Annotated in this window: 20 protein-coding genes; 13 read left to right on the top strand and 7 right to left on the bottom strand. The window is 39.3% G+C overall.

What is annotated here, in order from left to right:
• Positions 1–42: 42 nt before the first annotated feature.
• Positions 43–2427: a YgiQ family radical SAM protein gene (locus F927_RS09955; RefSeq protein WP_005084069.1), complete on the top strand. Its 2385-nt coding sequence runs from the start codon at positions 43–45 to the stop codon at positions 2425–2427.
• 318 nt (positions 2428–2745) lie between these two features.
• Positions 2746–3276, top strand: a complete 531-nt coding sequence (locus tag F927_RS09950) for a DUF2726 domain-containing protein (RefSeq protein ID WP_005084066.1) — start codon at positions 2746–2748, stop codon at positions 3274–3276.
• Here F927_RS09950 and F927_RS09945 read toward each other — a convergent pair.
• From F927_RS09945 to mdtD, 4 genes are all read right to left on the bottom strand, one after another.
• Positions 3273–3635 (bottom strand): RidA family protein, encoded by a 363-nt coding sequence (locus F927_RS09945; protein WP_005084062.1) that lies wholly within the window; start codon positions 3633–3635, stop codon positions 3273–3275. The genes F927_RS09950 and F927_RS09945 overlap by 4 nt on opposite strands.
• 397 nt (positions 3636–4032) lie before the next feature.
• Positions 4033–5088, bottom strand: a complete 1056-nt coding sequence (dinB, locus tag F927_RS09940; RefSeq protein WP_026057258.1) for a DNA polymerase IV — start codon at positions 5086–5088, stop codon at positions 4033–4035.
• Position 5089: 1 nt separating this feature from the next.
• Positions 5090–5851, bottom strand: coding sequence for a glycoside hydrolase family 25 protein (locus F927_RS09935; protein ID WP_005084057.1), 762 nt, complete (start codon positions 5849–5851; stop codon positions 5090–5092).
• 105 nt (positions 5852–5956) lie between these two features.
• On the bottom strand, positions 5957–7345 hold the full coding sequence (gene mdtD, locus F927_RS09930) for a multidrug transporter subunit MdtD (protein WP_005084056.1): 1389 nt from the start codon (positions 7343–7345) through the stop codon (positions 5957–5959).
• A gap of 164 nt (positions 7346–7509) precedes the next feature.
• Here mdtD and F927_RS09925 point away from each other — a divergent pair, with 164 nt between their 5' ends.
• A complete protein-coding gene (locus F927_RS09925) occupies positions 7510–9504 on the top strand; it encodes a choice-of-anchor I family protein (protein WP_005084054.1) in 1995 nt (664 codons plus the stop codon).
• Positions 9505–9559: 55 nt separating this feature from the next.
• Here F927_RS09925 and F927_RS09920 read toward each other — a convergent pair whose 3' ends face one another.
• Positions 9560–10186 (bottom strand): LOG family protein, encoded by a 627-nt coding sequence (locus F927_RS09920; RefSeq protein ID WP_008942400.1) that lies wholly within the window; start codon positions 10184–10186, stop codon positions 9560–9562.
• Positions 10187–10515: 329 nt separating this feature from the next.
• Here F927_RS09920 and F927_RS09915 point away from each other — a divergent pair, with 329 nt between their 5' ends.
• The 6 genes from F927_RS09915 to F927_RS09890 all read left to right on the top strand — a co-directional run bounded on the left by F927_RS09915 (position 10516) and on the right by F927_RS09890 (position 18244).
• On the top strand, positions 10516–12099 hold the full coding sequence (locus F927_RS09915) for a TerC family protein (protein WP_005084050.1): 1584 nt from the start codon (positions 10516–10518) through the stop codon (positions 12097–12099).
• A 202-nt stretch (positions 12100–12301) separates the two neighbouring features.
• Positions 12302–12784: a YchJ family protein gene (locus F927_RS09910; protein WP_004637533.1), complete on the top strand. Its 483-nt coding sequence runs from the start codon at positions 12302–12304 to the stop codon at positions 12782–12784.
• Positions 12785–12836: 52 nt separating this feature from the next.
• Positions 12837–13481 carry a trimeric intracellular cation channel family protein gene (locus F927_RS09905; protein ID WP_004637535.1) on the top strand — a complete coding sequence of 215 codons (645 nt, stop codon included), beginning with the start codon at positions 12837–12839 and terminating at the stop codon, positions 13479–13481.
• Positions 13482–13511: 30 nt separating this feature from the next.
• Positions 13512–14027, top strand: coding sequence for a hypothetical protein (locus F927_RS09900; RefSeq protein ID WP_005084048.1), 516 nt, complete (start codon positions 13512–13514; stop codon positions 14025–14027).
• 160 nt (positions 14028–14187) lie between these two features.
• Positions 14188–16407, top strand: a complete 2220-nt coding sequence (gene parC, locus F927_RS09895) for a DNA topoisomerase IV subunit A (protein ID WP_004637538.1) — start codon at positions 14188–14190, stop codon at positions 16405–16407.
• A gap of 157 nt (positions 16408–16564) precedes the next feature.
• Positions 16565–18244 (top strand): long-chain-fatty-acid--CoA ligase, encoded by a 1680-nt coding sequence (locus tag F927_RS09890; RefSeq protein WP_005084046.1) that lies wholly within the window; start codon positions 16565–16567, stop codon positions 18242–18244.
• A 67-nt stretch (positions 18245–18311) separates the two neighbouring features.
• Here F927_RS09890 and F927_RS09885 read toward each other — a convergent pair whose 3' ends face one another.
• On the bottom strand, positions 18312–18698 hold the full coding sequence (locus F927_RS09885; protein ID WP_005084044.1) for a hypothetical protein: 387 nt from the start codon (positions 18696–18698) through the stop codon (positions 18312–18314).
• A gap of 149 nt (positions 18699–18847) precedes the next feature.
• Here F927_RS09885 and F927_RS09880 point away from each other — a divergent pair, with 149 nt between their 5' ends.
• Both F927_RS09880 and ppa read left to right on the top strand, forming a co-directional pair.
• A complete protein-coding gene (locus F927_RS09880; RefSeq protein ID WP_004637541.1) occupies positions 18848–19246 on the top strand; it encodes an MAPEG family protein in 399 nt (132 codons plus the stop codon).
• Between the two features lie 118 nt (positions 19247–19364).
• Positions 19365–19892, top strand: a complete 528-nt coding sequence (gene ppa / locus F927_RS09875; protein ID WP_004637542.1) for an inorganic diphosphatase — start codon at positions 19365–19367, stop codon at positions 19890–19892.
• 98 nt (positions 19893–19990) lie between these two features.
• On the opposite strand, the gene F927_RS09870 is transcribed toward ppa, so the two are convergent.
• A complete protein-coding gene (locus F927_RS09870; protein WP_005084040.1) occupies positions 19991–21262 on the bottom strand; it encodes an OprD family outer membrane porin in 1272 nt (423 codons plus the stop codon).
• Positions 21263–22002: 740 nt separating this feature from the next.
• Between F927_RS09870 and F927_RS09865 the strand changes: the two genes are divergently transcribed.
• Positions 22003–22773, top strand: a complete 771-nt coding sequence (locus F927_RS09865; RefSeq protein ID WP_005084038.1) for a TorF family putative porin — start codon at positions 22003–22005, stop codon at positions 22771–22773.
• Between the two features lie 423 nt (positions 22774–23196).
• On the top strand, positions 23197–23985 hold the full coding sequence (locus F927_RS09860; RefSeq protein ID WP_005084035.1) for a TorF family putative porin: 789 nt from the start codon (positions 23197–23199) through the stop codon (positions 23983–23985).
• Positions 23986–23996: the final 11 nt, after the last annotated feature.

Genomic DNA, 23996 nt, shown 5'->3' with positions numbered 1-23996 from the left:
TGATGCTATCCCAGCATTTCAGCTAGCCGAGATTCGCAAGCCATGTCTACTGCCTATACCAAGCAAACTGCGCCAAAAGCGCTGTTTGATTACGACAAATATTGGGCGTCGTGTTTTGAACCTGCACCATTTTTACCGATGTCACGAGAAGAAATGGACTTACTCGGCTGGGATGCCTGTGACTTTATTTTAGTTTGTGGCGATGCATATATTGATCATCCTTCATTTGTATCCGGCGTGATTGGTCGTGTGCTTGAGGCACAGGGCTTTCGTGTGGGGATCATTGCTCAACCCGATTGGACCAATGTCGAAAGTTTTCGTGTTTTAGGGAAACCGACTATTGCATGGGGTGTAACCGCAGGCAATATGGATTCGATGATTAACCGTTATACGGCAGATCGTAAAATCCGTTCGGATGATGCGTATTCGCCAAATAATGAACCGAATAAACGTCCTGACCGTGCGGCTACGGTGTATTGTCAGCGTTGTCGTGAGGCTTTCCCAGATGTACCTGTATTGCTCGGTGGGATTGAAGGTAGTTTACGTCGTATCGCACATTATGATTATTGGTCCGATAAAGTCCGTCGTTCTATCTTGATGGACTCTAAAGCGGATTTATTAATGTATGGTAATGGTGAGCGTGCCATTATTGATGTGATGCATCGTTTAGCCAAGGGTGAAAAAATCCACGAAATTACCGATGTTCGTGGTACTGCATTTATTATTAATAAACACAATAAAGCATCAAAAGCACAATTCGTTGAAATCGCAAGTAATGACGTGGATAGCATTGGTCGTGTTGATCCAATTATCAATCCTTATGTCATGACTGAAGATATTGATGGCTGTGAAGTTGAAAAAGAAAAAGGCAACTCACTCGCACAATATCAAAACTTCCAAAAAGAAATTGTGACCAATCCAATCGTTCGTGAAGGTGATCAACTCGATCCAGATACACAGATCGTACAGTTAAAACCTGCACCATCCAAAGCGATTAAACATAAATTACCGCCACGTGAATTGGCTGTGATTCGTTTGCCTTCTTTTGAAGAAGTCGCTAATGATCACGTGCTTTATGCGCATGCCAACCGTATTTTGCATTTGGAAACCAATCCGGGAAATGCTCGTGCATTGGTACAACGTCATGGTGAACGTGATGTTTGGATTAATCCGCCACCAATTCCGTTAACAACGGAAGAAATGGATTATGTCTTTGATTTACCTTATGCACGTTTACCGCATCCAGCTTATGGCAATGCACGTTTCCCTGCGTTTGATATGATCAAATTCTCTGTGAATATCATGCGTGGTTGTTTTGGTGGTTGTACTTTCTGTTCGATCACTGAACATGAAGGGCGTATTATTCAAAACCGTTCTGAAGAATCAATTCTGCGTGAAATTGAAAAGATCCGTGATACTGCACCTCAATTTACAGGCATTATCTCAGACTTAGGTGGTCCAACAGCAAACATGTATCGTTTGCACTGTAACGACCCTGAAATCGAGAAGAACTGCCGTAAACCGTCTTGTGTTTATCCCGGTGTTTGTCAAAACTTACATACTGATCATGCACCATTGGTTCAGCTTTATCGTAAAGCACGTGAAATCAAAGGTGTGAAGAAGATTTTGATCGGTTCAGGTCTTCGTTATGACCTTGCTGTGTTAAACCCTGAATATGTCAAAGAGTTGGTACAGCATCATGTTGGTGGTTATCTAAAAATTGCACCTGAGCATACCGAACATGGTCCATTATCCAAGATGATGAAACCAGGGATAGGAACTTACGACCGCTTTAAACAAATGTTTGAGCGTTTTAGTAAGGAAGCAGGGAAGGAACAATATTTAATTCCTTACTTCATCGCTGCGCATCCCGGTACAACAGATTACGATATGATGAACTTGGCGATTTGGCTGAAAAAGAATGGTTTCCGTGCCGATCAGGTACAAACCTTCTATCCATCGCCAATGGCAACTGCGACCACCATGTATTATTCAGGCAAGAACCCATTGTCTAAAGTGGCGCGTTATACCGAAAACGTTGATATCGTGAAAGGTGAAAAACGTCGTCGTTTGCATAAAGCCTTCTTGCGTTACCATGATCCAAATAACTGGCCGTTATTACGTGAAGCATTGAAAGAAATGGGTCGTTCGGATTTAATTGGTAATTCGAAACAACATTTGATTCCAACCTATCAGCCACAAGGCACGGCTGAAGGTGAATATAAGTCTGCGCGTAAGAAAAACTCGAGTGTTGCTGGAGATTCTGCTAAACGTGGTCAATCATCTCGTCCACAGTCTAATTCTAGTCAAAAACGTCCACAAAAAGGACAGGTGTTGACTCAGCACACGGGTTTGCCACCACGTGAAACTGGTGAGAAAAGACCTTTTTCGGGTAAACCAAAATCGAAAGTAAAAGCGCATCGTTAATTACGGTGCTCAAATGAAGAGAAGAGGACATCCAAAACGATGTCCTCTTTTTATTAGAAAGTGATAATTGTGTCGCAGTTCAATTTCAAAACTATAATTTATAGAAACATATACTGACAATATTGACTTGAATATTCAGTGTATGCTGATTATAAGTAGAGCTAGGGTAAGCTTTTACGACTTTGGTCGCCTAGTATAAAACGATTAAAAAATTTAAGTTTACGCTGTTGAAATAACTTTACTATCGTTTGTTATTGATTAAAAAATTGGCATAAAGCCAAAAAATGATTATAAAAAATCTAAAGGGATTAGTTAGAAATGTATTATTTCATAACCATTATTGGTTTGCTGCTCATTACAGCACTTGCACTTCGACGTTTACATCAAAATCGGCGTCAAGACAGTCCATTAAAGCGACGCGGTATCTTGAATATTGCTGAACAAATTACTTTGATGCGTTTACAAGCTGTGTTACATCGTCATACTGTGCTTGCACATGTTTCTTTTGATGCATTGTTGACGACTAAATTTGCACATACACGACGCAAATATCAGGGCTTAGTTGCTGATTTTGTAGTATTGGATCAACAACTACAAGTTTTGGCAATTATTGAGATTGCAGACGAATCTTATGTGAATCGTCTGCATTTAAAACATTATCAAGACAGCTTGTTAGAGTTGGCTGGATATCGCGTATTGCGTTATAGCAGTATTCCAACTGAACAAGAGTTACGAGAAGATTTGTTACCTGATTTATTTGATCCAATGGTTTCATCGACTAGCACATTTACTGCCATGCCTCATACCGATCGGATGATGAAATATAATGTGCTTGTGGCTAAATCTTAATGGGCATCAGGTCTTACAGCCGTGACAGTCATTTCGACTAAAACATCAGGTGCATAGAGTTTAGATTCAACACAGGTACGTGCTGGGGGATGTCCCTCAGCAATCCATGCGTCCCACACCGCATTCATTGCTGCATAGTCTTTTTCAATGTCTTTCAAGAAAATCAATACAGACAAGATATGAGTTTTATCGGTGCCTGCTTCTGCCAGTAAACGATCAATATTGTCTAAGGTTTGTTGAGTCTGTGCGCTCACATCAACGCTGGTATCATCTGCCAGTTGGCCTGCTAAATGAACGAGATTTCCTGAAATTGCGACTTCGCAAAAACGTGATGTAACATGCAATCGTTGCACAGACATAGTGAAACTACCTAATTAAAACTGTATCAATAGGATTGTACTTGAAGCATTCTGAGCACAGTGTAATTTTGTATAAATCAAGCTGAAAAAGTTTCTATTTCCATTAAATTAGGTTGTTGAATAAAGTCGTGCGGCAAGACAAGAAAAAAGTTATCGTGGAAATTATTGTTTTGAAAAACTGAACAGATGAGAGGCTTTTGAGAAGACAGCTAAAGTGCCCTGTAATATTCGGATTTGATCGTCACGCCAACCACAGGAGCAAATGCTAAAAGTGAGGATTTCTTTAGCAAAGCGAATAACATGGATAATGTTACTGCGTTGCTTAGAGTACTGAAAACTGCATAAAAAGCAAACATAAATTTGAGCTAAAATCGTACTGTTGTGTAAAAAAACAACATTACCATAGGGAAAGTTGTGATTCTTGTTGTAGAGCTTGCAGTTGATAAACGCCAACACCAACGAGACGAAACTGAAAGTCTGGATCGATATGCATTTCATTGAGTAGTTGTAAAACCACTTGTTCTAAATCTTGTTGAGAGCGAAGCGGCAATTTAAAACTTTTACTATGTTGTAGGGTTTGGAAATTTTTGAGTTTCAGTTTGACGTTAACGCCACGAGCTGTCAGTTGTTTTCTTTCCAAACTACGCCAAATCTGTTCAGTTAGAGGTTGCCAAGCATGATTGCATTCAGTGAGCGTATAGTCATCATCAAAGGTAATTTCTTTCGAGATTTGTTGCCGCTCCCGCTCTGCTTTGACAGGACGATGATCAATACCTTGAGCATATAAGTACAGTTGTTTGCCGTATTTACCAAAATGATGAATTAATACATTTTCTTCAATTTTTTGTAGGTCGCCTAAGGTGTGCAAGTTTAATTGATTTAATTTTTCATAGGTGACTTTGCCAACACCAGGGATTTTCTTTAGTGCCAAGTCTTGTATGAAATGTTGGATTTGATGAGGTTTAATTACAAATAAACCATTTGGTTTGTTCCAATCGGAGGCAATCTTGGCCAAAAATTTATTCGGTGCCACCCCTGCAGAAGCTGTTAGCCCTGTTGCTGCAAAAATATTTGCACGAATTTGTGTCGCAACTTCAGTTGCACTGGGTATATTCTTTAGATTTTCTGTCACATCCAGATAGGCTTCATCTAACGACAAGGGTTCAATGATGGGTGTATATTGCTGAAAGATTTGGTGAATTTGTGCTGAAACTTTTCGGTATTTTTCAAAGTTGGGTTCAATCACAATCACTTGTGGGCATAGTTTTTTGGCTTGCCCCATCGACATGGCAGAACGTAAGCCAAACACACGGGCGGGGTAGGACGCTGCGGCTATCACTGCACGAGGGTGGTGAGAAGAAATCACCACAGGCAGATCTTTAAGATCTGGTCGATCTAGAAGTTCGACTGAAGCAAAAAAGGCATCCATGTCGATGTGAATGATTTTACGTATTTCATTTACCATCGAGGATGCCTTGTTTTTCTAGAAAAACATGCCACTGCTGTGGTGACTCTGCGTAAACATTTAAGTCGACTGCTTTAGGAATACCGTCAATTTTTCCTGTTTGGCTATGTTGCCAAAATAACCATTTTCTGCCGTCTTTTAATTCGGGCTTAGCCTCGTAATCACGTACCCACAATGGTGTGTCATTAAAGCTGCCCATCAATACGATATGATAAAAGCTCTTCGAAATATAGAAAATTGGCTGTTTGCCATAATGTTGCTGCAACTGATCATGCATGATCTGAATTTCTTTGAGTAGCTGCTCTTTGGTATAGGTATTAATACAGTTGCTGTCATATTCCAAATCAATGACGGGGGGAAGAGCATCCGTTTTGTTCGGGACAGTCGCAATAAAATTTTCTGCTTGTACCTTGCCATCACGGCATAAACGATAGAAGTGATATGCACCCACATAAAAACCTTGCTCACGTGCTTTGAGCCAGTTGTCTTGAAATTTCCGATCTTTAAAATCACCGCCTTCAGTTGCCTTTATATATACAAATTGATATTGCAGCGGAGAGATCTTTTTCCAGTTAATTTCACCTTGATGATGTGATACATCAAAACCACGAATGGCATAGTCTTGTGCCGATGCTTTTTGCTGGTAAAACAAACCGAAATAGCTCAGTACCCCCAATATGACAGCTAAAGTAATGCTGACATAAGTTGGATAATGTTGAGCATGTGGACGTTTCGCAGCTTTCTTTGCCATATTGTCTTTAACGTTATAAGCCCGCGATGAGCTAAGTAGAAATATCAATTATAGAATGATTGTTGCGCTTTGGCTCTATTTTGGCCCACACAGCAAAGTATTATTTTAGTCAGCAACTTCTTTAGGAATCTGCCAAAATACCATCGCAGTAATGATATTAATACAACCTAAGACAATGAGGGCTGCATGAAAGGCGCTTGTCACAGAGGCAGTTGGATAATGCTGGCCAAAGAGGTTGATCAATGTTCCAGCCAGAGCGACCCCGATACTCATCGACAGCATCATGATCATCGACAAGAAACTATTGCCACTACTAGCATCATGCTGCGGTAAATCTTTTAATGTCAGCGTGTTCATACCGACAAATTGTAAAGAGTTCAACGTCCCAAAGATAAAGAAATGCAACACTTTTAGCCACAACGGTGTGTCTGCAGTCATCAGTGAAAAACTGGCGATACATAAACCCACTAATACGGTATTGGTCAGTAAAAACCGACGATAACCGACACGTTGAATAATTGGACGAATAATCGGTTTGGAGAATAATGATCCTAGCACCAAAGGAATCATCATTAAACCTGTGATAAAGGGTTCAAAACCAAAGGCGACTTGTAGCATCAGTGGCAAAATAAAAGGAATTGCATTGCTACCTAAACGCGCAAAGAAATTGCCTAAAATGCCAATTGAAAAAATTTTATGGCGGAACAATCGTCCATGAAACAAGGCATTCTGATGGTTATATGCATGATAAGCATAGCCAAACGTTGCTAAAGATCCAATTACCAGTAGAGTGATGCTGATCCAGCCAGAATATTGTGGCGCAGCGATATTCTCAATCCCAAGAGACAGACCAACCATAGCAATCATCAATAAGATAAATCCACCGAGATCAAAGGATTTGACGGTTGGTTCTTTTTGATTTGGCATGACTTTAAGCGCCATGATTACCCCAAGCACACCCATGGGGAGGTTAATCAGGAAAATCCAGTGCCACGTGGCAACTTCGACTAACCATCCACCCAAAGTCGGCCCCATCAAAGGACCTATGAGACCAGCCAGACTCATTAAACTCATCGCTGAAAGAAATTGGCTACGTGGAATAATTTTAAGTAAAGCCAAGCGTCCAACGGGCATCAATAATGCGCCACCCATCCCTTGAATAACACGACAAATCAAGAGTTGATCTAAGGTCTGAGACAGGCCACAACCGAGTGATGCCAGACTAAAAATCACCATAGCAGCAAGATAAGTATTACGGATACCAAAGCGGTCTGCCAACCAACCACTTAATGGGATAAAAGCAGCAACTGATAGGACGTAGGCAACAATTACCCCATGCATTTGTAATGGATTTTCATTGAGCTGAATTGCCATCACAGGAATCGCCGTGTTGACAATCGTGGTATCCAAGGCCTGCATAAAAAAGCCGATAGAAACCAAGAGCACCAGTAAACGAAATTCAGGCTGTACGGCTTGATGAGTGGTTGTTGTCATGAGTGGTGACGTGTGAAATATCTGCTTTAGTTTAATGGAATTGTATTTGAAATAAAGCCCAAAATTGTCAAAGACTCGTCATCGAACTGACATGAAAATGTCATCGTATTTGCACCTCGAATGACTAGATTAGCTCTACAAAATAAAATCTATGGAATTTGATCATGAAATTTAAGATTTCAGTGTTATTCACTGCAATGCTGTCAGTGGGGTTGGTGGCGTGTAATGATGATGACAAAACAGAAAAATCATCAAATCCTGATCCTAAACCTGAAGTAGTAGAGCCTACACCAGAGCGAATTCAGTTGAGCTTTTTAAGCCGATATGAATCAGGTGTTTTTGGAAAGAGTGCAGCTGAAATTCCTGCCTATGACCCTGCGACAAAACGTGTTTTTGTGGTCAATGCTGAGCTGGGGGCATTAGATGTACTTGATCTTGCTGATCCAGCTAAGCCAACTTATTTACAATCACTAACTGTTGATGACATCGCGGAAGGTGCAAAGGTGAATAGTGTCAGCATCCAAAATGGCATTATTGCTTTGGCTGTTGAAGCTGCGAATAAAACAGATCTTGGTTTTGTTGCCTTTTATCAAGCGAGTGATCTTAAACGTCTGAGCCATGTGCAAGTGGGTGCATTACCCGATATGTTGACGTTCACACCAGATGGGAAAACGGTATTGGTGGCCAATGAAGGTGAACCCTCTGATGATTATAAAACCGATCCAGAAGGCTCTGTCAGTGTGATCAATGTGACTGATATCAGCAAGCCAACAGTCAAAACTGCTGATTTTAAAGCGTTTAATAGTCAAAAAGATGCGTTACTTGCCAAAGGAGTTCGTATTTTTGGACCGAAAGCGACTGTCGCTCAAGATCTAGAGCCAGAATATATTGCAGTTTCGGATGATGGTAAAACCGCTTGGGTTGCACTACAAGAAAATAATGCGATCGCGGTTTTAGATATTGCGACGGCAACAGTGACCTCGATTGAAGCAATGGGATACAAAGATCACGGGCTTAGCGACAGTGGTTTTAAGTCGATGCTGGATCCAAATAAAAACTCAAGTAATGCTTTGGATGTGAGTGATTTTGACGGTAAAAAAACAGTTCAAGATATTATGATCAAGGCATGGAATGGACTTAAAGGGATTTATCATCCTGATGCGATTGCTGCTTATACTGCCGCGGATAAAAAAACCTATTTAATTTCTGCAAATGAAGGTGATGCGCGTGCATGGGGTGAAAATACAGCCGAATATTTTGGGCTAACTAAGCTGAAAGACTTTGAAAAGAATAAATTGCAGCGCTGTGACAATGACAATAGCAAAGGATTCGTTGAAGAGTGGCGCGTAAAACATCTCGTGCACAAGGATGGTTTTGATCGCCGTTGCGCCGATGACCTTCCTGCGCAATTACGTGATTTAGCTGCTGGTGCACATCTGAATCCAACCACGTTTGCTTACTGTGGCGCGAGCAAAGGTGATGCTGGTAACTGCCGAGATGACAAGCAATTGGGACGTTTAAAAATTACCTGGACACAAGGCTATCAAACAGAAAATGGTAAGCCTGTGTATTACTCAAAAGCTGGTGATAAAATTGGTGTCAATGGTAATCCACTTACCGATTATTTGATGTACGACGACTTGTACCTGTTGGGTGGACGCTCATTCTCAATTTGGGATACACAAAATCAAGTTAAAATCGCTTATGACTCGGGTGATTTCATTGAACAATATTTGAATAGTGATCAATGTAAATTTGGTAAAGCACGGAATATTCCATGCCAAGATTGGTTCAATAGCAACCATGAAAAAGGCAACACATTAGGCGGACGTAGCAGCAATAAAGGACCTGAACCTGAAGGCTTGACGATTGGCAAAATTGGCAACAAACAATTCTTGTTCTTAGGACTTGAGCGTATGGGTGGGGTCATGGTATTTGATGTCAGTAATCCTAAACAGCCAATTTTCCAAGATTATTTAAATACACGAGAAGTATGGGATCAGGCTGATCCGTCGACGGCATTGTCTGCACATGGTGATCTTGGACCAGAAGGTCTAATCTTTATCTCTGCCAAAGACTCGCCAAATGGCAAGCCACTATTGGTTGTAGGTAATGAGGTGAGTGGTACCACTAGCATTTATCAAGTAAATCTACATTAAATTTAGACATAAAAATGCGGATCTAGATTGATCCGCATTTTTTTATAGGTGATGTTTAAACTTCAATGTGTGTTGGTGCATTGAGGTTCTTGATAACATTTGAAATTTGTTCTGGGTTTTCACAAATAATAATTTTGGCGCGATGCTGTGGTGGTAGGAAGCCTTCTTCAACAGCATGATCGAGCTGGGCGATTAAAGCATCATAAAAACGATTTACATTGTAGATAATCATTGGTTTCTGATGTTGATTCAATTGTCCCCACGTGGCAATTTCTAAAATTTCCTCGAAGGTACCCAATCCGCCCGGTAAAGCGATAAAAGCGCTGGCACGTTCAGCCATTAAAGCCTTACGTTCATGCATGCTTTGAACAATGTGCAATTCGGTCAGTTGGTTATGTGCAATTTCATAATCCAACATAAATTCAGGAATAACACCAACGACTTCACCACCATGCTCTAGGACGGTATCTGCAACTTGGCCCATAAGTCCGATACTTGCTCCGCCATAGACGATACCAAAGGATTGATTGGCAATATGTTGAGCCAATTCAATGGCAGTGTCACGATAAATAGGCTTGTTACCTGTGCGGGAGCCACAGTACAACGCGATGAGAGGTTGGGTTGTCTTTATAGGAGTAGATATAATCGTTTTCTTTTCAGTCATTATTAAAACACTATTCATTTGGTTTATTTTTACCTTATCATTTTCATTGTGCTTGTCTAGTTTAAATCACAGATATGACAGTTTTATGCACATTTCGCATACAAAGTATGGAAGCGTATGGCGTAATGAATTGCAAAAAACATCCCTATAAAAAATGATGAATTTTATTTTGTTCTTGCCTATACTGAAAATCCGTTAAGTAAAAAATGTACTTCTATGAGTAGTGGTTGTTGTCACTCCGCTTTGATATTTTATATTTCTAAAAAAAATGTTTTGGCTGCCAATGCCGATCTTTTCAATCAGCAAATCCATGCCGATCTTTATGATTCTGTAGGGGAGTCACATCTATGATTTTTGAATGGATGTCTGATCCCGCAGCGTGGGTCGGTTTGGCGACTTTGGTGGTGCTTGAAATTGTACTGGGTATTGACAACCTTGTTTTTATTGCAATTTTAGCTGAGAAGCTGCCCCCTGAACAACGTAATGCCGCACGTAGAATTGGCTTGATTCTCGCATTATTGATGCGCTTAGTCTTGCTGGCCTCCATTGCTTGGGTGGTCACCTTAACAGCGCCATTATTCCATGTTTTTGATCATGCCTTTTCAGGACGAGACTTGATCTTATTGTTTGGTGGGGCGTTCCTTTTATTTAAAGGGACTATGGAATTACATGAGCGTATTGAAGGTAAGCAGGCTTTAAGACAGGAAAATCCTGTACATGCTGTGTTCTGGGTCGTAGTGGTTCAGATCGTCGTACTTGATGCGGTTTTCTCGTTGGATAGCGTGATTACAGCTGTTGGTATGGTGAAAGATCTCTCGGTGATGATGATCGCAGTCACGATTGCGATTGGTATTATGCTGATTGCTTCTCGACCATTAATGGATTTTGTAAATAAACATCCAACGGTTGTGATCCTGTGTCTTGGCTTTTTGATGATGATTGGTTTCTCATTGATTGTCGAAGGCTTTGGATTCCATATTCCAAAAGGTTACTTATATGCCGCAATTGGCTTCTCGGTTTTGGTCGAGGCGGTCAATCAAACCATGCGACGTAATCAAGAGAAATTGGTAACGACTACGGATTTGCGTTATCGCACTGCTTCTGCGGTGTTGCGAATGCTCGGCAATAAAGGCATTAACAGCGATAATCAACACAAAGAAACAGAAGATGTATTGGCAACACAGGCCTATGCCAAAGAAGTGTTTGATGAAGATACAGGCGTTTATCACAGTGTCTTAGTACAAGGTGTATTAGGTTTGTCTGAGCGCCCAGTGAAATCGGTGATGACGCCGCGACCAGAATTGGAGTGGTTGGATCTCGATGCAGATCCAGCTGAATTAAAAGAACGTTTAATGGCAATGACCCATTCACGTTTAATTATTGCTCGCGGTGAATTGGACAATATTGAAGGTGTTGTTCTTACTCACAAAGTGTTAAATGAATATATTGAAACAGGAGCAATTGATTTCGATAAACATTTACGTGAACCTGTGATTGTGCATGAAAATGCACAAGTTCTCATGGTCATGGAGCAACTGCGTCAAGCACCATTGCAAATGGCGATCGTACTCAACGAATACGGTTCGATAGAGGGGATTGCAACACCAATTGATATTCTTGAGGCAATTGCTGGTGAGTTCCCAGATGAAGATGAATTAGAGGCAGCGGCTGAAAGTCTAGAAGATGGCTCACTTTTATTGGAAGGCTCAACGGATATTCGACACGTTTCACTTTTGTTGGCGAAAGATTTGGTGGATGAGAGTGAGGAATACTCAACATTATCCGGGTATATTTTATTCCATCTAGGGCGCTTACCTGAAAATGGTGAAGCGGTGGAAGCCGATGGATATTTATTTGAAGTGGTTACAATGGATGGGCACAAAATTGAAAAAGTGCGTATTGCTGCTAAAGAAAAGCCTGAGCGAGGTTGAGCCAACATTTAAGTATGGCTTAGACGTATAACGTCAGAAAGCAAGGCTTTGTTCTATTGTATTGATAAGTGACGAAAGCTTTTTAATAAGATAAATCGCTTAGCTGTAATTAGAATAGTTAATAAGTTAAATAGCCCTAGGGTTTGGCCATCGTGACATGATGATGGTTTTTACTCGGGCTATTTTTATTTGAGAAAGAAACATGACACTGTTAAAGAACTGCCCATGTGGACGCGGCTTATATGTAGAATGCTGTCAACCGCTTCATTTAAAACAGCAAGTTGCTGAAAGTGCTGAGCAATTGATGCGCTCGCGCTATAGCGCCTTTGCCCTACAGCAAATTGACTATATTTTGGAAACAACGGCTCTGGGACAACAAGCATTGTTAGATCGAGAGGCGATTGCTGACTGGAGTCAGTCTAATCAATGGTTAAAATTAGAGGTGCTTCGACATCAACCCAAGCTCGATAAAACACATGCATTGGTTGAGTTTAAAGCGCATTACTGTGATAAAAATCAGGATGGAAAACAGCCACATATTCATCATGAAGTTTCGCATTTTGTCTTGTATCAACAGCGTTGGTATTTTCTTGATCCTACTTTAGATATGCAAATCACCATGAAACAAGCATGTATTTGTGGCTCAGGGAAAAAATTTAAGCAATGTTGTGCACAATTCATCTAAGTTTGTCTTAAAATAGCGCACACTTTTCCGCCTTGTTTAAGGATTCAGGCAAATGTTACTCACCGTGATTTATATTATTGCCATTACTGCAGAAGCAATGACAGGTGCACTGTCAGCAGGCCGCCGTAGTATGGATTGGTTCGGTGTGACATTGATTGCTTGTGTGACTGCTTTGGGCGGTGGTTCTGTACGTGATGTTTTATTGGGGCACTATCCTTTAACTTGGGTGAAGCATCCAGAATATTTGGTTTTGACGTGTTGTGCTGCCTTTGTCACGATCTTTATTGCCAAATGGATGAAGCATTTACGTAATATTTTCTTGGTACTTGATGCACTTGGTTTAATCGGATTTACGATTATTGGCTGTCAGATTGCCTTGGAAATGGGGCATGGTTTTGTCGTCTCAGCAGTTGCTGGTGTATTAACTGGTGTATCAGGCGGTATTTTGCGCGATATTTTGTGTAATGACGTGCCTTTGGTGTTCCGCCGTGAGCTGTATGCCAGTATTTCCTTTGTAGCGGTGATTTGTTATTGGGTGTGTTTGCAGTTGGGGTTGGGCTTAGAGTTGACTGTGATTGCGACTTTGGTTTTTGGTTTTTCACTGCGTTTGATTGCGATTTATTTTGGTCTGGAAATGCCGAAATTTATCTACCAAGATGATGATGCCGAGTCTGCTTCATCAACTGATGAGCATTGATTAAGAATTACCTCAATTGAAGGTGATCATATGTTAAAGAAAATTAATATAAGTACTTATCACTATCATTCGGTCGAAATAGATGGATACGTACCCTTTGATATTCATTTTAATGAAAAATCCCCAGATTTATATTGGAGAGGGGGGAATGGCTCTACGTCTTTGATTGAAATAGGGCTTTTAAAAACAGGTGAATTATCAACTATCAAACTTATCAGCTATGATCCGCAGCTAATTATTCAAACGATAAAATCATCTTCATCTAGCGATTTGAAAAAAGCATTGTTCCCTGTTTTTGATGTTTCGTCTTGGTCAGATGATTCGAATGATTTTTCAAGCAGATTTAAGGATGCATTTGATACAGAGTTCCAATTGTTTATGGGTAAAAATTATATTGAACTCGTATTTTTACCTTTAGAAAATACAATTGAATATGTGCGTGATTGTAATTTCAGTTTTGGTTTTAACGTTAATAATGAATTGACCTCCTTGCAAATCTTGAATATTGATGAAGTTAAAATGAAATTATTCAGAGAAAGTCTCTGATTTGATAGCTGAAAAGTTGGTTCAGTACCTTATTCAATACAAATTCTCCGAACAAGACACCATTTGACGTTTAAACAACAACTAGGGCTTGTCACAACGCTTGCATCCACATAGCATACAAAGCATTGACGATAACAATGATTTTGGATGAATCGCTGAAATGACCAGCCTTGCACATCATGCAACCGAAAACCGTTCCGTAGCTGAATTCACAGAACAAGCTTACCTTAACTATGCCATGTACGTGATTATGGATCGTGCATTGCCGCATATCAGTGATGGTCTAAAACCTGTACAGCGTCGTATCGTTTATGCGATGAGTGAGCTCGGTTTAAAATCGACAGGTAAACCGAAGAAATCGGCACGTACCGTCGGTGATGTACTCGGTAAATATCACCCACACGGTGACTCTGCTTGTTATGAAGCAATGGTGTTGATGGCACAGCCATTCAGCTATCGCTATCCATTGGTTGAGGGGCAAGGCAACTGGGGTTCACCTGATGATCCAAAATCATTTGCAGCAATGCGTTATACCGAAGCTAAACTCTCGGCTTATAGTGAATTATTACTGAGTGAACTTGGCCAAGGAACAAGTGAGTGGCAAGATAACTTTGATGGTTCAATGAAAGAACCAATCACGCTGCCTGCTCGTATTCCGAATATTTTACTTAACGGCACAACGGGTATTGCGGTCGGGATGGCAACCGATATTCCACCCCATAATCTACGTGAAGTGGTGAAAGGAACGATTGCGCTGATTCGTAATCCTGAAACTACAGATGAGAAATTGGCTGAATATATTCCCGCACCGGATCTGCCAACCAAAGCAGAAATTATTACCCCACCTGAAGAATTGTTAAAAATTCAAACCACAGGTCGTGGTAGTTACCGTATGCGTTCGATTTATTCGGTAGAGAAAAATGAGATTGTGATTACTGAACTGCCTTATCAAGTTTCAGGGTCAAAAGTGATTACTCAGATCGCAGATCAAATGATTGCGAAAAAGTTACCTTTGGTCGCAGATATTCGTGATGAGTCAGATCATAAAAATCCAACGCGCTTGGTGATCGTCCTCCGTTCTAATCGTGTCGATGCTGAAACGGTGATGAGTCATTTATTTGCAACCACGGATTTAGAATCAAGTTATCGTGTCAATCTCAACATGATCGGTGCTGATGGTCGCCCACAGGTAAAATCTATTCGCCGTATTTTGTTGGAATGGATTGAGATTCGTAAGCAAACCGTGACACGTCGCTTGCAATATCATTTAACCAAGATTGAAAAACGTTTACATATTTTGGCAGGACTTTTGATTGCTTATCTCGATATTGATACGGTCATCCGTATTATTCGTGAAGAAGATCAACCAAAACCTGTGTTGATGCAGCATTTTGGGATTGATGAAATTCAAGCCGAAGCGATTTTAGAACTCAAACTACGCCATTTGGCTAAACTTGAGGAAATGGAAATTCGCCGTGAACAAGAAGAGTTAGAAGCAAAAGCGGCAGTAATTCGTGAGCAATTGGCAAATCCTGAATCATTGAAAAATTTAATTATTACTGAACTGAAAGAAGACGCGAAAAAGTTTGGTGATGATCGACGTTCGCCGATCGTTGCCCGTGCTGAAGCGGTACAAATTCGAGAACAAGATTTGATGCCAGCTGAAACGGTCACGGTTGTATTGTCAGAAGCAGGTTGGGTCCGTGCTGCGAAAGGTGCGGATGTCGATGCTGCCAATTTAAACTATCGTGCAGGTGATCAATATCTCAGTCATGCTGTGGGTAAAACCAATCAGCGAGTCTACTTTTTAGATCAAAAGGGTCGAAGCTATGCTTTGCCGATTAGTAGCTTACCTTCGGCGCGAGGTTTAGGAGAACCGTTGAGTTCAAAACTTTCACCTGCAAGTGGTGTGTCGTTTATTCAAGTCTTGGTCGAAGATGATGCGAATGAATTACTGGTGGCAAGTTCGAATGGCTATGGTTTCAAAACTCAAGCAACACAGTTAGATACCAATGCCAAAGCAGGTAAAGCTTTCCTAACTGTGATGGAGAAGGCAAAGGCATTACCATTGTTGCCAATTCAGCAAGCAACGCATGTTGCAATCTTGAGTTCATCGGGTCGTTTACTGATTATTGATTTAGCAGAACTTCCAGTTCTGAATAAAGGTAAAGGTAACAAGTTGATACAACTTGATGAAAAAGAGCAAATTTTATCCATGACAACGCTGGCATTAGATGAAATAATCCAAGTCGCTGCAGGACAACAGCACTTAAAACTGAAGGGAGATGATCTCCAAAAATATCTAGGAAAAAGAGCAACAAAGGGCCAACTTTTACCACGGGGATATCAAAAAGCAAATAGACTCTTCATTCAGAGATAGGGCTAGTATTCTGTGATATAAATACGTTATATATGACGATGTATTCATATTGTTTGGATAGATGAACAGGGCAATTCAAAAAGTTAAAAAAAATGTTTTGCCATGGAAAGTAACGTTGTTACATTTTTAAGGATTACCACTCGGAGATAATGGCATTATGGAAAAGATTTGGTTTGCAGAATACCAAAAGACAGGAATTCCAGAAACAGTTGAACTGCCTGCTGAAAACACCTCACTTGTTGATATTTTTGAACGCAATTTCCAAAAATTTGGGTCACGTGATGCCTTTATCTTTATGGATAAAGTTTTAACGTTTAATGAATTAGAAGTTGCTAGTCGCAAATTTGCAACGTATTTACAAAGCTTGGGGTTAGCAAAAGGAACACGTGTTGCGGTGATGATGCCGAACGTTTTCCAATATCCAGTAGTTGCATTGGGCGTATTCCGTGCGGGTCTGGTACTTGTAAACGTAAACCCACTTTATACAGCGCGTGAATTAGAGCATCAATTGAATGACTCTGGTTCAGAAGTGTTGGTGATCATTGAAAACTTCGCAAGTGTCTACCAAAGCATTATTGGTAAAACACCAGTGAAACATGTTGTTGTTGCAACTGTTGGTGACATGCTTGGGACTTTAAAAGGGACGATCGTTAACTTTGTTCTACGTAAAGTACGTAAGCAAATCCCTGCATGGAGTATTCCGGGTCATACCAAATTTAATACTGCATTAAACAAAGAAAACCCAAGTAACTATAAGCGTCCAAGCTTAACTTTGAGTGATACAGCAGTACTTCAGTACACAGGTGGTACTACTGGTGTATCTAAAGGTGCAGAACTTACTCATCGTAATTTAGTGGGTAACCTTTTACAGTGCGAAGCAATTTTCTCAAGCAAATTTGGTGCATCTGATAGTGAAAAAGGTGATCGTATTGTTTGTGCATTACCGCTTTATCACATCTTTGCATTCATGGTTTGTGCAATGTACGGTATGTACAAAGGTCAAGCAAACATTTTGATCCCGAACCCACGTGATTTACCTGCGGTTATTAATGAGCTACGTAAATATCGCCCTTCTTTCTTCCCAGCGGTAAACACTTTGTTTAATGCATTGGTAAATAACGAAGAATTTAAGCAACTTGACCATAGTAACCTTAAGATGGCGATGGCTGGTGGTATGGCAGTATTGCCATCAACTGCTGAAGCTTGGAAAAAAGTGACAGGTACAATCATTATCGAAGGTTATGGTTTATCTGAAACTTCTCCTGTTGCAACTGCAAATCCACCAGCAACAACTGAATTCAGCGGCACAATTGGTATTCCATTGCCATTGACTGATGTTGCGATCTTAGATGATGACGGAAATGAGCTTCCTCAGGGTGAACAAGGTGAGATCTCAATTCGTGGTCCTCAGGTCATGAAAGGTTACTGGAATCGTCCTGATGAAACTGCAAAAGTGATGACTGCTGACGGTTTCTTCCGCACAGGTGATATCGGTATCATGGATACACGTGGTTACTTCAAAATCGTGGATCGTAAAAAAGACATGATCTTGGTTTCTGGCTTTAACGTATATCCAAGTGAAATTGAAGAAGTCATTGCGCAACACGAAAAAGTATTGGAAGTTGCTGCGATTGGCGTTCCTGATGAAAAATCAGGTGAAGTTCCAAAATTATTTGTTGTGAAAAAAGATGATTCTTTAACAACAGAAGAAATTCTTGCTTTTGCGAAAAAGAACTTAACAGGCTATAAATGCCCACGTTATGTTGAATTTATTGATGAGTTACCAAAGTCAAATGTAGGTAAAATTTTGCGTAAAGATTTACGTAAACCTGCTTAATACTTTAATGGTCAACACCATCTAAAAAAATGCCGCAATTCAGATTGTGGCATTTTTTTTAGATATTTTAGTTTGATTTTTTCATAAGCCAGTGATCAATATAAGGGCGACCAATGCCGACGATACCCACAAAAATAAACATCGTAATTAACTGAAAGCGCAATCTAGTTATATCAAAGCCATTGAAACTAAAGTAATTATCCGCAAAAACATAGAGCACAATAATAGTTAACCAGTGCCAAAGCGTGAGGCGTTTAATTCCAACGGCATAAAAAGCGATGGTTAAAATCAAAAATGTACCTAATGTTGATTGCCAGTTAAGATTTGCGCAGATCACACTCAATAAAAATGCAACGATAGGCAACACAATTTTTAGAATACGATCAACTTTGAGTTGGTGTTGACGTTGTTGTGCGAGAACATCCAACATTTCTTTTTGATCTTGGTTTTGCATAAACGGATCCTAAAAATAAAACAACGAGACTTTATTCAACTTAGACTGCAGTCCACACAGAACCGCAAAAATGCTTATCGAACAAGTACAAATGAAAGTTTAAGTTATGATAGCATGATGAGACGAACTTCAAAGATGGATGTCAACGCATGCAAGGTATTAACGGTATTATATTGATTATTATCATCGCATGTTTATTACCTTATGTTTTTACCTTGATTGCAAAATCAACGGGTGGTTTCCAAGCCAAAGACAATCAGAATCCTCGTGAATTTTTAGCAAAAACCACAGGTCTTTCCGCTCGGGCAAATGCGGTTCAACAAAATAGTTTTGAAAGCTTACCTTTGTTTATTGCTGCCATTTTGATGGCGGAATATATGGTGATTCCTGAACGCTTTATTTTGGCGTTGGGGTGGGCTTATATTGTTTTCCGAGTCATTTATGGAATTTGTTATCTCGCAAATTGGGCAACTTTGCGTTCAATCATTTGGCTCTTTTCTATACTTTGCCCAATTTTATTATTTGTGATTACCATAAAAATCACTTAAATCAAATGGAATGTAAAAATTCATTCGCTCTAATACCAATATACAGCATCATTTTGCTGGTATTCACGTTATAATCTGACCGATTTTTTATATTCAATCCACATACACGAGTGTTGATATGAGCTATAGCAATGTTCCTGCGGGTAAAGATGCCCCAAATGACATCAATGTTATCATTGAGATTCCTGCAAATGCAGCACCAGTCAAATATGAAATCGATAAAGATACGGATACATTATTTGTAGATCGTTTCATGGGTACAGCAATGTTCTACCCAGCAAACTATGGTTATGTACCAAATACACTATCTGAAGATGGCGATCCTTTAGATGTATTGGTGGTTACACCTCATCCTGTTGCGATCGGTTCAGTTATTCGCTGCCGCCCAGTGGGTAAACTCATTATGGAAGATGAAGCTGGGATCGATACTAAGCTTATCGCTGTTCCACATGAAAAATTATCTCCATTGTATAAAGATGTTCAGGAATATTCTGACCTTCCTCAATTACTGTTGAGCCAGATCGAACATTTCTTCAATCATTATAAAGACTTAGAGCCTGGTAAATGGGTAAAAACGAATGGTTGGGAAGGTTCTGCTGTAGCAAAAGAAGAAGTGCTAAAAGCAATTGAAGCAGCTAAAAAGTAATATTTTAGTGTTTAACTAGATTTTAGTTTTTAAATCTAGTTTATAAAAAAACCTCCATTCAAATTTGAATGGAGGTTTTTTACTTGATCAACTATGAATTAGAAAAACTTCACAGGAATATCAAGCCAGAGACGCCATTCATTGGTATCACCGATATAACCAGCTTGGTATTCATCGCTAGCGCGGTAATATGAGTGACGTACACGCAAGCTTGCATCTTTCGCAAAACCTGATTGAACTGTGTATTTCACTTGGTTAAAGAATTCACGTTCTTGAGCATTGTTCGTTACATTCTTAACTTTAATGTCCCAACCATAAACAAACGCAGTAGTCCAATTTAACCCAGGAATACCATAGTTACCGAAGTCTACGTTATATTGTAATTGAGCTGATTTTTCGCTGTTACCAATAAAGTCTGAAAGATAAGAGTTTGGTAAATAAATACTTTGAGCACCGTCAGCATTCTCACCGTAGTCATAACCAGTATTACCATTATTTTGTTGGTAAGCCAGCATCACGCTATGTGGACCTGTATTATAGGTCGTAGAAAGTGCCCAAATTGTATTTTTGCGATTTGATAAATCATCAGTCGTACTTGAATATGTACTCGCTTTTTCATCCCATTTGGTGTGATATGCGCTCAGATCGTAAGTCAATCCGCTATCCTGATTCAATGCCTGTTTATAATTTGCATTGATATAATGACGGTCTAATTTATCTTTGCTGTCTAGGCCGAAATATGATGTAGTTAAATTTTCGTCAAATTTATATTTTGCCCCCCAAACAACAGCACGATCTAAATGTCGACCATCACTATTGATCTGATCAGAGTATTGATCTTTGGTAAATTTACCAACAGTTAACTCAAGACCATCAATTTCACGGCTAGTCGCTAAAACACCTTCAAAGTATTCAGGTACTAAACGTGCTGTATTACTTGCTAATACAGGAATATCAAGAATATGAGTACCATAAGAAACAGTTGTATTTGAATAACGTGCTTTTACGTAACCGCCACCACGTGCCCAATGGTCATAAGCTGAACCATCTGGATGCTTTGGGATCATGCCGTTACCAGAGTTATTGTTTGAACCTAATTTAAAAGATGCGTCACCAATAATTCCAGCACCGAAACCGACAACACCTTGAGTAAAGCCAGAGTCTAGCTTAACCATCGCAGTTTGCGCATATGAGCTCGTGTCTTCCTTGCCGTGTTTTTTGTCACGATGTAAAAAACCAGTACGGAAAAGAACATTTCCGCTTGCATCTTCAACAAATCCTTTTGCTTCGCTTTGTTCGCTTGCATATGTTGAGGTGATTAACGCAGCATTAATTAATACCGCTAAAGTAAGTTTCTGTGCCTTTGGCATAGCTAGCCTCATAAAATAAATTAATTTTGGGAAGAAACCGAAATTTTGATCAATTGTATAAGTTATACATGAAAAAGATAGATTTTTATTAAAATATTTTAATTAATTTTAAATAAAAAACTTATAAAATATTATGATTTATTTACTGTATAAAATTAAATCAAAATAAAAATAACATAATGATTTTTATTGATAAAATAATATATATAGCATGTATTTTGTAGTTGTTTTTTTGGAAATTAATTCTCATTTAATGTGTGATAAAGACATATATTTTCTTTTTAAATTTAATGGTTTATTTAGACTGTGGTTAAAAAACTATCAAACTAATTTGCAAAATATGACAACCCGATGAATGGCATTTTTTTGCGTACAAAAAAGAACAGCTTTTTCATTTCTCTTTAATATTTGAGTAGTGCACTTTAAGAGGGCGATTATTTATTTAGTGATAAATTGCTTATATTTCAATCGGTCTGTTGTCGGATGTCCTATCTTATTGCATCTTTATTGTGCAATAAATGACCTAAAAGAGTTTGTTGCTCTTAAATTGCTCATAAAAAGCACATCTCTTTATTCTTTCGGCGCGACCATGAGGCGTTTGATCAGTATAAATAGCACTTTTATGGAACGAGGGCACTATTTCACAAGGAATCTGTAAAGTTGGCACAGCATTTGCTAGTTACATCCTGATGCAATTTAAAACATAAATCAGTCGAATATCCATCATGGGGGAGATCAATATGATGAAATTTGCATGTAAGGCACTAGCTCTTAGTATGATTGCAGGGCTTTCTACAATGAGTTTTGCAGCAGAAGACAATGTACTTGCTCAAAGTGGTTTAAGCTTTTCAGGAAGTGCGGCATTAACAACTGACTATCGCTTCCGTGGTATCACGCAAACTGAAAGTGACCCTGCTATTCAAGGTGGTTTTCAATTAGATCATGAATCAGGTCTTTATGCAGGGGTGTGGGCTTCAAATGTACATTTTGGTTCAGATGATCCAACTCATTTAGAACTTGATCCATACATTGGTTATGCAACAGAGTTACCACTTGCTGGTAAACCTACTTTAGATGTTGGTTTATGGTATTACGGCTATCCAAGTTCATCTGACTTAAATTGGTTAGAAATCTACGCGAAACTTGGCTTTGATAATGCAATTGTGACTGGCGATAACCTATTGGCGGCAGTGAACTATAGCAATGATGTAGCAGGTACAGACGAAGATGGCTGGTATCTAAATCTTGCTTATAGTGTTCCTTTTGCTGATACTGGTTTTGGCGGTGTCGCAAGTGTAGGTTATACCAAAGTAGATATTGATGATGCTTTCAATGGAAAAGACAACTATGTTGACTGGAAAGTTGGTGTAAGTTATGACTTTAAATCAATTGAAGGTTTTAGTGCTGAGTTAGCAGCGATTGGTACCAATATTGATACTGATGAGTTAGCAAAGTTCGAGAAGCGTGGTGTAAAAACTGGTGCAGTCTTTACATTAACTAAGAGCTTCTAAGCTTTTTGAGTTTTAAAAGCAGAGCAACGGCTCTGCTTTTTTATGTCAGAATTTTTGTTGAAAAAATATATTTTATATGTGTATTCAGATTTTGCTCAACTAAATGATCAGCCAAGTAGAGCTTTAAATACGATTTATTTTTGAAAAATAAGAATATTTTAGATTTAAGGCATGCATGTATGTTCCATTATTTTGCTATTTAAGTGTGAAACGCCCCATTAAGTTCTAAACTGCTTCAGTTTGGATATCTCCTTCAAATCAAAATAAGATTTTTTAGATTAAAAAACTTTAAAATAGGTATTTTTTTATTTAAGTTGTTGTTTTTAATTTGGTTAATTTGTTTGGCATAGCATTTGCAAATTACACCATGATGCACTTTTAAACTTAAATCATTTGAATGTCTAAATCATGGGGGAAATCAATATGATGAAATTTGCATGCACAGCTGTTGTTTCAGGGGTTGTTGCAACAGCATCAACTTTTACATTTGCGGAAGAATCGAAGCTTCCATTTCCTGGCTCGATTTCAGGAAATATTAGTGTTGTATCAAGTTATAACTTACGTGGGATGACCAATTCACCTGAAAGTGATACACCTGCGATTCAAGGTGGGTTGGATTATACACACGACAGTGGGTTTTATTTGGGTTATTGGTTTTCGACTTTGACAGCGGCTTATGCTGATTTTAATACTTCTCCAACCTATGTACCTCAAGAAAAGAAATCTTTCGAAAATGATTTTTATGCAGGGTATAAAGGCAAAATTACTGAAGATCTCGGTTATCAAATTGGAGCAACTGTTTATTACTATTATCCAGGTTGGGAGTCTACAGGTTACGAAACAATTGTAGGATTGAGCTATAAAGATTTTAGTATTACTGCTCAAACCCTATTAAATAATGTGACCTTTGGTAATAAAGGTGATACGTATTTTTTAGCGAGTTATACACCACAGTTGCCAGGTGGGTTTACTGGTAAAGCGCAGGTTGCAGCGTATTACTATGGAGATGATGATGAATATTTAACCTATCAAGCGAAGGCAGGCGACGTCACGAAAACGGATTTTGCTTTCCGTCATGCGACATTAGGTCTGTCTCATCCCTTAGGTGCAACGGGTGCAACTTGGAGTTTGGATTATATTTTTGGTGGTTATACTCGGGATGAAGTCAAACATAAGAACAAAGTTGTTTTAGGTCTGGGTTACGCTTTTTAATAATAAGAAGA

The organism is Acinetobacter haemolyticus CIP 64.3 = MTCC 9819 (assembly GCF_000369065.1).
GTDB lineage: Bacteria > Pseudomonadota > Gammaproteobacteria > Pseudomonadales > Moraxellaceae > Acinetobacter > Acinetobacter haemolyticus.
The sequence above is the reverse complement of the archived record's forward strand: the minus strand, read 5'-3'. Positions and strand labels throughout refer to the sequence as shown.